Below are 12224 nucleotides of genomic sequence, written 5' to 3'. Positions count from 1 at the left end.
TAAAATCAATAATACAATGAAAAAAATTATCATATCATTTCTACTTATGGCTGTAACATCAGGTTACAGCCAAGAGTTGAATTTGCCAGTTTTCACCCAATATTTAGCCGATAACCCATTTGTAGTATCTTCAACATTTGCCGGTATAGGAGATAACTTAAGAATACGTGCCAATGGATTGACACAATGGGTAGGAGTAAAAGACGCACCAGATAACCAATCGCTTTATGCCGATTTCAGAATCTTGGATCGTTCCGGAGTAGGAATCTCACTTTATAACGATAGCAACGGATATACTAGACAAACAGGTGCCAAAGTTTCTTTTGCACACCACTTGATTCTTGATTATTATTCCAAGCAATATTTGTCTTTTGGTATCTCGTATAACATCAATAATTTCAAAATTGATATCAACGAGTTTAAACCAACTTATGAAATCCCTACTCTAGACCCAGGTGTTACCAATAACAGATTTGTTTCCAATAACAACTTTGATGTAGGAGTTTTATATCGTAACAAGTCGTTTTACTTAAGTTTTAATGCTAGTAATATCCTAAACAAGGAAATAGATAAATTCGATGGGATAGAGCCTAATTTGCTTAGAAACTATCAGGTTTACACCGGTTATGTTTTTAAAGGAGCCGAAAATAATCGAATCGAATTTGAACCATCCGTTTACTATCAATTATTTGCAAGTGATAAACGTTCCAGTACCGATTTCAACTTTAAATTCAGACAATACAATCGTTACGAAGATTACTACTGGATAGGAGTTTCGTATCGTTTCTTAAACGACCAGTTCTTCCAGCCTTTAATGGTTGGTCCAATGGCAGGTTTTAGAAAGTCTAATTTTTATTTCGGATACTCTTATCAGGCATCGCTTAATAAGATTGGTGCTTACAATTCGGGGACACACGTCGTAACTGTTGGATTCGATTTCCTTCAGGCAATTAGTAATTGTCCTTGTACTCAAAGTCCGGTTCACGATTAATAGTTCACTATTTTTAAAGATTTGTGTTTAATTTAAAATAATTATCAAATTACAACGTTTTCGTATATATAAATGCGTATTTTTTATTTTTATCAAATTTATTACTAAGTTAAAAGTTCTATATTTGTTTTTCTTTCAAAAAAAACTAAAAAACGTACCTTAATGAAAACTTTAAAAGATTTTAATTTTAAAAATAAAAAAGCAATAATTCGTGTTGATTTCAACGTGCCATTAGATGAAAATTTTAATGTTACCGATGCAACAAGAATTGAAGCTGCAAAGCCAACTATTGATGCTATTTTAGCTCAAGGTGGAAGTGTGATTTTAATGTCACACCTTGGGAGACCAAAAGGAGTTGAAGAAAAATATTCATTAAAACATATTTTAAAAACTGCTTCAGATATTTTAGGAGTGCCAGTACAATTTGCTTCAGACTGTGTTGGAGAGGTTGCCAAAGATGCTGCTGCAAACCTAAAACCAGGAGAAGTTTTATTACTTGAAAATTTACGTTTTCATGTCGAAGAAGAAGCTGGGGATGTTGCTTTCGCAAAAGAATTAGCTTCATTAGGTGATATCTATGTAAATGATGCGTTTGGAACAGCACATAGAGCACACGCTTCGACAACAATAATTGCACAATTTTTTCCAAACGAAAAATGTTTTGGTACATTATTGGCAAAAGAGATTGAAAGCTTAAATAAAGTACTTAAAAATAGTGAAAAACCAGTTACAGCAGTTCTTGGTGGATCCAAAGTTTCATCGAAGATTACAGTTATTGAAAACATCTTAGATAAAGTAGATCACATGATCATTGGAGGTGGAATGACTTTCACATTCATAAAAGCACAAGGTGGTAAAGTAGGAGATTCTATTTGTGAAGATGACAAATTAGAATTAGCACTTGAAATATTGAGATTAGCCAAAGAAAAAGGAGTTCAAATTCATATTCCAGTTGATGTTATTGCTGCAGATGATTTCTCAAATACAGCAAATACTCAAGTAGTCGATGTATACGCAATTCCTGATGGATGGCAAGGTCTTGATGCAGGTCCTAAATCATTAGCAAATTTTGAGAAAGTGATTATGGAGTCAAAAACTATCTTATGGAATGGTCCATTAGGAGTTTTCGAAATGGAATCTTTCGCAACAGGAACAATAGCTTTAGGAGAGTTTATCGCTGCATCTACTGCAAATGGTGCTTTCTCACTAGTAGGAGGAGGAGATTCGGTAGCAGCTGTAAAACAGTTTGGTTTCGAAGATAAAATGAGTTACGTATCTACCGGAGGTGGAGCAATGTTAGAAATGTTAGAAGGTAGAGTTTTACCTGGAATAGCAGCTATTTTAGACTAACTATCTCATTTTTAACACTTTTTAAAGAGTATTTTAGTTTGTAGTGATTAAGTTTGCAAATAATGGCCTTGTAATTGTTTGAAATATAGCCAGTAGAAATATACATTATGATTGTAAAAAATACCACATTATCAGTACTCTTGTTATCTACAATGGGTTTGTTTGCACAAGAAGTTGTACAAACAAACCCAGTTGTAAAACAGGAAATTAAAATCTCGTATTTAGATTCAGTTAAGAGTTCATTCGTAAAAGATGATTATGCAGTTCGTGTAGATAGTCTGTGGATGAAAGAATTAGTAAGTTTAGATATTTACGAAGATTTAACCAAAGACATCCAAACGATTAATACAGATGCAAGTGTTGATTATGAATTGCCAACAGAGCTGTTAAAGCAGCGACTTCAGGCAATGAATGAAAAATCACCCTTTAATATTCAGTATAATCAAGGATTAGAAAATATTATAAAGTCATTCTTAAAGAATCGTAAAAAATCCTTTTCCCGATTAATGGCTTTATCCGAGTATTACTTCCCAATGTTCGAAGAAGCATTTGCAAAACAAAATGTTCCTTTAGAAATTAAATATTTAGCCGTTGTAGAATCAGCCTTAAACCCTAGAGCCGTTTCAAAAATGGGAGCCACAGGACTTTGGCAGTTTATGTACTTTACCGGTAAACAATACAATCTAAAAATAGATTCGTATATCGATGAACGCAGTGATCCATTGAAAGCTTCAGAAGCAGCAGCCAATTATATGTCGAAGATGTTTAAAATTTTTGGCGATTGGGAACTAGTTCTTGCTTCATATAATTCAGGACCAGGAAATGTATCAAAAGCAATTCGTCGTTCGGGAGGAAAACAAACCTATTGGGATATCCGTAACTACCTTCCAAAAGAAACACAAGGATACGTACCTGCTTTCTTAGCAACAATGTACCTTTACGAATACCATAAAGAACATGGTATAGTTCCAGATAGAGCTGTTGTACAACATTTTGAAACAGATACTATTAGGATTAAAGATAAAATGACTTTCAAGCAAATCTCTAGTTTGCTGGATGTTCCCGAAGCACAATTACAGCTTTTAAATCCATCTTATAAACTTAACGTAGTTCCATTTTACCAAGGCGAAGAACATTTCTTGAGACTACCTAAGAATAAAGCTTCTGTATTTGTTTCTAATGAAGATAAAATTTACGCTTATCTGGATCATGAATCAAGTTCAAAAATAAATAAAACACCAATTTATATCGCTGCTGCAAAAGTTGCTGCGCCAAGAGCGAATCAAACAGTTGTTACAAAAACACAATTATATAAGGTTCGATCAGGAGATAATTTAGGATCTATTGCAAGTAAATACAATGTTTCAATTACACAATTAAAAAAATGGAATAATCTTAAGAGCAATTCAATTGCACTTGGTAAAAGTTTGAAGATAATTTCCGAAAGCCGAATCAAGAAAGATATCAATGAAATTAAACTAGTTCCTGTTGTAGATAAAAAACATACCGAAGAAGCAATTGCTAGTAATGATGAAAAGAATACTCCAGAACAACAACCATCACTTTATGTGGTACAAGCTGGAGATAATTTAAGTAGTATTGCCAAAAAACTTAATGTTTCTTTAGCAGATTTAAAAGAATGGAATGGTCTTACTCAGGAAAATATGGATATGGTATCTTCTATGAAGAAACTTGTAATTCATTCCAAAGGAGAGGAATTAAATGAAACTCCAGAATTGATTGTTGCTTCAAATGATATTGACAGTTTCAAGAAAAAAACAGACATTACTAAAAAAGTAGGTGTTGATTATTATGTTAAAAAGGGAGATTCCTTATACAGCATTGCCAAAAAGTATCCAGGTGTAACCATATCGGATATTAAAAAATGGAATGATATCGAAAACGGATCTATTAAACCCGGAATGAAGCTTAAAATAAACGGATAATCAAAAATTGTATATAAATTTGGGTTTTATTTCATAACTTAACTAAAAATTAAAAATGAATAAAACCCATTTTTTATTGCTAATACTTCCCTTTTTGTTTTTCTCATGTCTTAAAAAGAATGAGAAAATACATCAGCATACTGATAGCAGTAAAATCAATACCATTTCGATTATTATAGACGATCAGCTGTGGTATGGAGAAGTGGGCGATAGTATCCGTAATAAATTTGCGTCACCAGTTATTGGACTTACCCAAGAAGAGCCATTATTTACCATAAATCAATATCCTGCCAAACTACTGGAAGGCTTTATGACCGATGGTCGTAATATTATAGTGGTAAAAAAATCGAATGTGAGTAAGTTCGAAATTACCAAGAACGTTTATACATCACCACAAAACGTATTTAGAATATCCGGAAAATCAGTGTCAGCTATTATAAATGCCTTTGAAATTCATACTCCACAGATTATTCGCATCATTAGGGAAACTGAAATTGCCGAATGTCAAAAAATCAATAGCAAATCATTATTGAATCCTGCTGTTATCAATAATAAGTTCCATATAAAAATTGATATTCCCACAGGTTATGACTATGCATTGCATAAACGTAATTTTATTTGGCTAAAAAAAGAAATAGTCAGTGGTAGTACAAGTTTGCTTATCTATCAGGTACCGCTTAGCAGCATTACTAAGAACTCAAATATTATTGCCAATATTGTGAAAATGCGTGACTCAGTCGGTAAATACATTAAGGGGAGAGAACCCAATACCCAAATGATTACCGAAGAAGCCTATGCTCCATATCTCTCTAAGATTATACTCGACGGAAAAACAGCTTATGAAACTAAAGGAACCTGGGACTTAAAAAATGATTTTATGTCCGGACCATTTATCAATTATGCGATTATCGATAAAGCTTACAACCGAATATTGGTTCTGGAAGGTTTTTGTTATTCTCCTTCCCATGAAGAAAGGGATTCAATGCTAGAACTCGAAGCTATTATCAAATCGGTTAAAATCAATAACCGATAATTCTCTTTATAACAACTCTGATTATATTACTACAAATGAAACCAAATTGGAAAATTAAGCCTTTTGAGGCATTATCTGTTCACGAATTATATGATACCTTAAAATTAAGAAGTGAAGTCTTTGTCGTGGAGCAAAACTGTGTGTATTTGGATCTTGATGGAAAAGACAAACTCGCTTTACATTTAATTGGCGAATACGAAGGTAAAATAATAGCCCATGCACGACTTTTTGATGCCGGAATTAGTTTTGATAACGCTTCAATAGGAAGAGTTGTTGTAAGTTCGGGTTATCGTGATAAAAAGTGGGGACATGATTTAATGACAGAAGCAATTGCAGGAATCAAAACTCATTTTGGTAAAACCGATATTACAATTGGAGCACAATTATACTTGAAAAAATTCTACGAAAGTCTTGGCTTTGTGCAAACAAGCGAAATGTATCTGGAAGATGATATCCCACATATCGAGATGGTGAGAAAGTAGTTTTTAAAAGAGTAGTTTTGTGATTGTTTCTTAAATCAATCTCCTAAAACAATTATGAATAGAATTACTCTTTTGGCTTTATTGCTTTTTTTTAATTTTGGTTTTTCACAAACTTCAAAAACGAATTTCACTTTAGATATTCGAAAAGTTACCGATTATCCTTTTAATTCTGTTATTTCTGATAAGATAAATGACAAGATAGTTTTCAAAAAAGAATATCAATTTCTTGATTCTTTAAATTTTTGCAGTATCAATTATAAGTCTTTTGATAATCTTAAACTTAGGGGATTTTTAATAGAGCCTAAAAAGAAAGGAGTATACCCGGTTTTGATATTTAACCGCGGAGGGAATGGTAATTTTGGTGCTGTAAAATCAGGATTCTTAACAGAGTTTTTAAGCAAAATAGCCAATGAAGGTTATATTGTTATTGGTTCTCAGCTTCGAGGCACATCAGTAAGTGAGGGAGAAGATGAATTTGGTGGTAAAGATGTTAACGATGTTTTGAGCCTTTTTGATATTATAGATCAATTGCCCAATGCCGATAAAAATAGAATAGGAGTTTTTGGATGGAGCCGTGGCGTTATGACTAATTTTTTAATGCTAAAGAAAACCAATCGTATAAAAACCAATATTGCAATTGCAGGACAAGCCGATTTGTTTCAAACAAAGCGTCCTGAGATGTTTGGAGTTTACAGAGAAAGAATTCCGGGTTATGCTAGAGATTCTGTTACAGCTTTAAAATCGCGTTCAAGTTTACTGGCAATAGATTCTATCCAGAACAAAAAGGTTTCACATTTTATTATTCAAGGGAATAAAGATGTGAAAGTTGATATAAGCAATGCCTTCGCTTTTTATTCTAAATTAAATTCAAAAGAATATACTACACGCTTACTCGTTTATGAAAATGAAGGACACGATTTAGAAGTTGTAAATGATAATTTATTAAATCAAATAACAGATTGGTTAAAAAGATATTTATAACCTAATTTCGATTAATCAAGCGTTTATTTTTTATAAAATTTAGTTTCTGCAAGGTTTCAAAAACCTTACAGGTATGATTTTAATACCTACAAGGACTAAAAAAAGCCCAAAATTATCAATTTTGGGCTTTTTTTATATTACATCTTCAAGATGGTTTTATACTCTGTTTGATTGTTTAAAAGCGCAACAGCTTTTTTAATCTCCGAGTTGTTTTTAGTATAATATTGATACAAACCTTCTTGATATTGATACCTTTTGATTAATTCCTCCTGAATCAGATTTTTAATTTCTTTCTGATTTTTGTCTAGCAAAGTAGTTTCACTTTTTTCAAGTGCATTAAGTAATTGTTGGTATTCCGGAGAAATCGTTTCGTCTATTTTTTCTTTTTTGGCTGCAGCTAATGTATTTTTCAACGCCACTTCGGTTTCGGTATCAAAAGTAATTTTATTGGTTTTCAAAAACTGTTTGAAACCGGTATAATCAGCATCAGATATTGTTGGAATCTGAGTGCCAAGATTTGGATTTTTATAATAGTAACTTGTTGCATAGTCAAAAATACCGTCGTTTTTCAATAATGCAGTTGTAATAGAACTCATTTTTGCTTCATCCAATTCTATGTCGGGCATAACACCACCACCATCATAAACAGTTCTGCCTTTTCGGGTTTTAAATGCATTAAAGTTCTTAGCGTCAGTTTTAGTAGCCACACCATTTTTGTCTTTATGTGCATAATCTAATGCTTGAATACATCTTCCAGAAGGAGTATAATAACGAGAAATCGTTACTTTAAGCTGAGTTCCGTAAGTAAGATCAACAGAACGTTGTACCAAACCTTTACCAAAACTACGACTTCCAAGAACTACGGCACGGTCAAGATCTTGCAAGGCTCCAGAAACAATTTCAGATGCAGATGCGCTTCTTCCGTTTACCAAAATAGCCAATGGAATCTGAGTATCGATAGGTTCTTTGGTAGTTTTATAAGTATTGTTATGTTTCTCAATTCTTGATTTTGTAGTTACGATTACTTCGTTTTTTGGAACAAAAAGATTGCAAATGTTTACTGCTTCATTCAAAAGTCCACCTGGGTTTCCTCTTAAATCCAAAACTATTTGAGTTGCACCATCACGCTTAAGTTGCTCCAATGCACTTTGAGTTTCAGCAGAAGCCTTACGGCTAAAATGAGCCAAAACAATATATCCTGTTTTGCTGTCTATCATTCCGAAGAAAGGGACCGACTTAATGTCTACTTCGTCCAGAATAATATCAGTAGTATTGGTTTTGCCTTGGCGAATGTATTTAATAGCAATTTTGGTATTCTTAGTACCTTTTAGCAACTGCGAAGCATCGTCTTTAAAATCGGCAATCATAACATCACCAATTTGAGTAATTTCATCACCAGCTTTAAGACCAGCTTTATCGGCAGGATATCCTTTGTAAGGTTCTTTTATAATTATTCTGTCGGCTTTTCGGGTAATTAATGCACCAATTCCAGTGTATTCCCCCGTATTATTGATTTTGAAGTTTAAAACATCCTGTTCATTAAAATAAACGGTATAAGGATCCAAGCTAGCAAGCATGCTCTTAATGGCTTTGTCCATTAAATCACCAGGATTGGTTTCGTCCACATAGTTAGTGTTTACAGCTTTAAATAGAGTAGTGAATATCTCTATTTGTTTGGCAATTTCAAAGAAGTCATCCTTGAAACTGGTTCCAATAAATAAAAATGCAGCTGCAACAACAGGAATTATAAACTTTTTTTTGAAGAACGCGACCATGTTTGTGATTTATCTTAAATTTCAGACTACTAAAATAAGAATAATTCAGCAACATAAGCAAGAGTCTTATGCTAAACAAGTTTTACAACATTGTTTTATAAGTCAGATTTAGTCTCCGAAACAGGATTTGGATTTATTTGAAGTAAGAATTTTTCAAACAATTGTATTGTTTTAGTATTGATTTCTTCGTAAGACAATCTGTCTTTTGTTTGATAAAAGAACATAAAAGAATATGGTTTGTCAAGATTATCAACAAGAATGTGTTTGTTTAATCGATACGTTTCACGCAAGACACGTTTGAAATAATTACGGTCAACAGCTTTTTTAAAATATTTCTTGGATACCGAAACACCCATTTTTATTTTTTCATCTTGCTTTATATCACCAGAATAATAAACTAATCGCAACGGATATTTAGAAACAGATTTCCCTTCAGAAAAAAGTAATCCAATTGTTGTTTTGCTTTTTAGTCGTTCATTTTTAGGATAAGTAAAGCTCATTTTTGATTTTTGAAAAAAATAGTGAAATATGCAACAAAGGTACAATTTAACGACAAACCTATTATTGTTTATGATTTAATTAGCGCTAAAAATATATTTATTACTTTTGCAGCTAATTTTTTAAGCATGCAAAAACTAATTTCGTACCCCATATCCGTTATTTATTATTTGTGTTTTGGATTTTGTTTAGCAATTTTCCATCCAATTCAGTGGGTTTGTCTTAATGTTTTTGGTTATCAGGCACATAAAAAAAGTGTTGATTATCTCAATTTTTTTTTGATAAAATGTACCAATCTTATAGGCACAACCTATAAATTCGAAAATAGAGATTTGATCCCAAAGGGAGTTCCAATTATTTTTGTTTCCAACCATCAAAGTATGTATGATATTGTGGCAATGATTTGGTATTTACGTCGTTTTCATTGTAAATTTGTAAGTAAGAAAGAGTTAGGATCTGGAATACCAAGTGTATCTTATAATTTGCGTCATGGAGGTTCTGTCCTTATTGATCGAAAAGACCCTAAACAAGCCATTCCTGCAATTAAAGGAATGTCTGAATATATAGAAAAATATAATCGTGCTGCCGTAATCTTCCCCGAAGGCACACGAAGTAAAACCGGAGTCCCTAAAGAATTTGCGCAAAACGGTTTGAAGATATTATGCAAGTATGCACCATCTGCATATGTTGTTCCGGTTAGTATTAATAACTCATGGAAAATGGTAAAATTTGGCTTTTTTCCCGTGGGTTTAGGAAATCATCTTACCTTTACCGTCCATAAACCGTTAGCTGTGAAAGATTATGATTTTGCAACAATAATGGAAAAGTCAGAAAAGGCTGTAGTAGAAGGAGTTAAAATTTAAATTATATAAAATGTCTATAAAGAACATTCGATTAGAAGTAATGCAGTTTTTAGAGAAAAACGTGGACAGCTTCGTTGAACAGTATTTAATACCTGTTGAAAAAATTTGGCAACCGTCAGATTTTTTACCCAATTCAGAAAAAGATACTTTTTTTGAAGAGGTAAAAGAACTACGTGAAATAGCCAAAGAATTACCATACGATTTTTGGGTAACTTTAGTTGGAGATACAATTACAGAAGAAGCATTACCTACATACGAATCTTGGTTAATGGATGTGGAAGGTATTGATAATGTAGAAAGAAACGGTTGGTCTACCTGGATTAGACAATGGACTGGAGAAGAAAATCGTCATGGAGATATGTTGAACAAATACTTGTATTTGTCTGGACGTGTGAATATGCGCGAAATAGAAATCACTACACAGCATTTAATTAATGATGGTTTTGATATCGGAACCGGAACAGATCCATACAAAAACTTTGTATATACTAGTTTTCAAGAGCTTGCAACTTATGTTTCTCATAACAGAGTAGCACAAATGGCTAAGAAATATGGAGATAATAAATTATCTAAAATGTGTAAAATGATAGCTGGTGACGAAATGCGTCATCACCATGCATATAGTGAATTTGTTAACCGTATTTTCCAAGTAGATCCTAGTGAAATGATGCTTGCTTTTCAATACATGATGAAGCAAAAAATCGTTATGCCTGCGCATTTCCTTAGAGAGTCTGGACAAAAGATAAGTTCTGCTTTCGAGCAATTTTCTGATTCTGCACAACGTATTGGTGTTTATACCGCTAGTGATTATGTAGATATCATGCAAAAGTTAATTGACAAATGGGAAATTGACAAAATTGGTGGTCTTACTGATGAAGCTGAAAAAGCACGTGATTACTTGATGAAATTACCTGGAAGAATGGCTAAAATTTCTGAAAGATTAGTAATTCCTCAAGAATCACATATCTTTAAATGGGTAGAACCGGCAAGATTATAAGCTAAACTTTAGATTTAAGTATAACAAATGTTGATTTTTGAGGTTTAAAGACTTTGAAAATCAACATTTTTTTTAAAATATGACTATGAATAATTCAGAGCTAATAAACAAGACAATCACTTTTGTAAAAGAAAAACTAAACGATGCCGAAGGAGGGCATGATTGGTTTCATATTGAACGAGTATATAAAAATGCGCTTTTAATTGCTAAAAACACACCATGTGACATTACAGTAGTACAATTGGGCGCTTTGTTACATGATATTGCCGATAGTAAATTTCATAATGGAGATGAAACGATTGGACCAAGAACAGCAAGATTGTTTCTGGAATCCGAGAATGCTCCAGAGGATATTATAACACATGTTGTAAATATTATCGAAAATATATCATATAAAGGAGGAAATTTTGAAAAGAAATTCACTTCTGTAGAGTTGGATATTGTACAAGACGCAGATCGACTAGATGCAATTGGTGCTATCGGAATTGCGAGAGCCTTTCACTATGGAGGTTTCAAGGATAGAACAATCTATGATCCTAAAATAGATCCAGTTACCAATATGACCAAAGAAGAATATAAAAAGAATAATGCCCCAACAATTAATCATTTCTATGAGAAATTATTGTTGTTAAAAGATAAAATGAATACCGAAACTGGAAAGCAAATCGCTGCTGAAAGACACCGTTTTATGGAAACATTCCTTTCACAGTTTTATGCTGAGTGGGAAGGGGAGAAATAGTCTTTAGTCTCAGTGCTCAGTTTATATCAGGCTGAGTGAAGTTGAAGCTCTTTAGTATATACTCTATATTTTGTTTTCCGATAGGGGGAGAAAAGTCCATAAAAAAAGTAGAGACGCACAGTAGTGCGTCTTTTTTTTAATTACACAATCCCTTTTTCGATCATCTCAAGCATTACAGGAGATGCGTTTTTAAAAGTTGGAGCTTGCTCAACAATACTTCCCACATTCTTTTTGTTTACTTTAAAGGTAATATCAGCAACGGTTGTAAATAATAAAGCTGTTAAAAACGGATTCTTGATGTATGGAGTTAGCACTATAAAAGCTTCGTCAAGTGTATGGAAACTTTCTATTTCTTCGGTTTTATAACGTGCAGTAAGCGATACGCCGTAAGTAGTATCGTCTTCATTGATAACAAGACGTACATAGATGTTTTTTATCTCAGTATCACCAATGGTTTTGGCTAATGTTAATTTAGCAAAAGTCCCGCTCTGGATACTTTCTTTTACTTTTTGCCAAAATTCGGCTAATATAGGTTCGTAAGACATGATGTTATTTTAATGTTATAATTG

At 32.9% G+C, this 12224-nt stretch carries 12 protein-coding genes; 9 read left to right on the top strand and 3 right to left on the bottom strand.

Annotation, left to right across the window (positions count from 1 at the left end):
• Nucleotides 1–16 precede the first annotated feature (16 nt).
• From OIU83_RS18490 to OIU83_RS18465, 6 genes are all read left to right on the top strand, one after another.
• Nucleotides 17–991 carry a PorP/SprF family type IX secretion system membrane protein gene (locus tag OIU83_RS18490; RefSeq protein ID WP_264207743.1) on the top strand — a complete coding sequence of 325 codons (975 nt, stop codon included), beginning with the start codon at nucleotides 17–19 and terminating at the stop codon, nucleotides 989–991.
• Nucleotides 992–1153: 162 nt separating this feature from the next.
• Entirely contained in the window at nucleotides 1154–2341 is a 1188-nt protein-coding gene (locus OIU83_RS18485; RefSeq protein WP_264207742.1) for a phosphoglycerate kinase, read from the top strand.
• A gap of 107 nt (nucleotides 2342–2448) precedes the next feature.
• Nucleotides 2449–4287: a LysM peptidoglycan-binding domain-containing protein gene (locus OIU83_RS18480; RefSeq protein ID WP_264207741.1), complete on the top strand. Its 1839-nt coding sequence runs from the start codon at nucleotides 2449–2451 to the stop codon at nucleotides 4285–4287.
• Nucleotides 4288–4342: 55 nt separating this feature from the next.
• Nucleotides 4343–5320, top strand: a complete 978-nt coding sequence (locus OIU83_RS18475) for a DUF4837 family protein (protein WP_264207740.1) — start codon at nucleotides 4343–4345, stop codon at nucleotides 5318–5320.
• A 35-nt stretch (nucleotides 5321–5355) separates the two neighbouring features.
• The gene (locus tag OIU83_RS18470; protein ID WP_264207739.1) at nucleotides 5356–5802 is read left to right on the top strand and encodes a GNAT family N-acetyltransferase; all 447 of its coding nucleotides are present in this window, start codon (nucleotides 5356–5358) and stop codon (nucleotides 5800–5802) included.
• Nucleotides 5803–5856: 54 nt separating this feature from the next.
• Nucleotides 5857–6783: an alpha/beta hydrolase family protein gene (locus tag OIU83_RS18465; RefSeq protein WP_264207738.1), complete on the top strand. Its 927-nt coding sequence runs from the start codon at nucleotides 5857–5859 to the stop codon at nucleotides 6781–6783.
• Between the two features lie 137 nt (nucleotides 6784–6920).
• On the opposite strand, the gene OIU83_RS18460 is transcribed toward OIU83_RS18465, so the two are convergent.
• Entirely contained in the window at nucleotides 6921–8558 is a 1638-nt protein-coding gene (locus OIU83_RS18460; RefSeq protein ID WP_264207737.1) for a S41 family peptidase, read from the bottom strand.
• 95 nt (nucleotides 8559–8653) lie between these two features.
• Entirely contained in the window at nucleotides 8654–9058 is a 405-nt protein-coding gene (gene rnpA, locus OIU83_RS18455) for a ribonuclease P protein component (protein ID WP_264207736.1), read from the bottom strand.
• 126 nt (nucleotides 9059–9184) lie between these two features.
• On the opposite strand from rnpA, the gene OIU83_RS18450 reads away from it, so the two are divergent.
• From OIU83_RS18450 to OIU83_RS18440, 3 genes are all read left to right on the top strand, one after another.
• The gene (locus OIU83_RS18450) at nucleotides 9185–9919 is read left to right on the top strand and encodes a lysophospholipid acyltransferase family protein (protein ID WP_264207735.1); all 735 of its coding nucleotides are present in this window, start codon (nucleotides 9185–9187) and stop codon (nucleotides 9917–9919) included.
• A 10-nt stretch (nucleotides 9920–9929) separates the two neighbouring features.
• Nucleotides 9930–10916 (top strand): acyl-ACP desaturase, encoded by a 987-nt coding sequence (locus tag OIU83_RS18445; protein WP_264207734.1) that lies wholly within the window; start codon nucleotides 9930–9932, stop codon nucleotides 10914–10916.
• Between the two features lie 85 nt (nucleotides 10917–11001).
• The gene (locus OIU83_RS18440) at nucleotides 11002–11655 is read left to right on the top strand and encodes an HD domain-containing protein (protein WP_264207733.1); all 654 of its coding nucleotides are present in this window, start codon (nucleotides 11002–11004) and stop codon (nucleotides 11653–11655) included.
• Between the two features lie 140 nt (nucleotides 11656–11795).
• Here the strand turns inward: OIU83_RS18440 and OIU83_RS18435 are convergent, their stop codons facing one another.
• A complete protein-coding gene (locus OIU83_RS18435; protein WP_264207732.1) occupies nucleotides 11796–12200 on the bottom strand; it encodes a hypothetical protein in 405 nt (134 codons plus the stop codon).
• Nucleotides 12201–12224: the final 24 nt, after the last annotated feature.

The sequence above is a fragment of the Flavobacterium shii genome, assembly GCF_025847235.1.
Taxonomy (GTDB): Bacteria; Bacteroidota; Bacteroidia; order Flavobacteriales; family Flavobacteriaceae; genus Flavobacterium; species Flavobacterium shii.
This window is presented reverse-complemented; position numbering and strand designations above follow the sequence as displayed.

Coding starts and splice junctions, on each gene's coding strand:
- OIU83_RS18490 (WP_264207743.1), top strand. CDS start 17: ATGAAAAAAATTATCATATCATTTCTACTTATGGCTGTAACATCAGGT.
- OIU83_RS18485 (WP_264207742.1), top strand. CDS start 1,154: ATGAAAACTTTAAAAGATTTTAATTTTAAAAATAAAAAAGCAATAATT.
- OIU83_RS18480 (WP_264207741.1), top strand. CDS start 2,449: ATGATTGTAAAAAATACCACATTATCAGTACTCTTGTTATCTACAATG.
- OIU83_RS18475 (WP_264207740.1), top strand. CDS start 4,343: ATGAATAAAACCCATTTTTTATTGCTAATACTTCCCTTTTTGTTTTTC.
- OIU83_RS18470 (WP_264207739.1), top strand. CDS start 5,356: ATGAAACCAAATTGGAAAATTAAGCCTTTTGAGGCATTATCTGTTCAC.
- OIU83_RS18465 (WP_264207738.1), top strand. CDS start 5,857: ATGAATAGAATTACTCTTTTGGCTTTATTGCTTTTTTTTAATTTTGGT.
- OIU83_RS18460 (WP_264207737.1), bottom strand. CDS start 8,558: ATGGTCGCGTTCTTCAAAAAAAAGTTTATAATTCCTGTTGTTGCAGCT.
- rnpA (WP_264207736.1), bottom strand. CDS start 9,058: ATGAGCTTTACTTATCCTAAAAATGAACGACTAAAAAGCAAAACAACA.
- OIU83_RS18450 (WP_264207735.1), top strand. CDS start 9,185: ATGCAAAAACTAATTTCGTACCCCATATCCGTTATTTATTATTTGTGT.
- OIU83_RS18445 (WP_264207734.1), top strand. CDS start 9,930: ATGTCTATAAAGAACATTCGATTAGAAGTAATGCAGTTTTTAGAGAAA.
- OIU83_RS18440 (WP_264207733.1), top strand. CDS start 11,002: ATGAATAATTCAGAGCTAATAAACAAGACAATCACTTTTGTAAAAGAA.
- OIU83_RS18435 (WP_264207732.1), bottom strand. CDS start 12,200: ATGTCTTACGAACCTATATTAGCCGAATTTTGGCAAAAAGTAAAAGAA.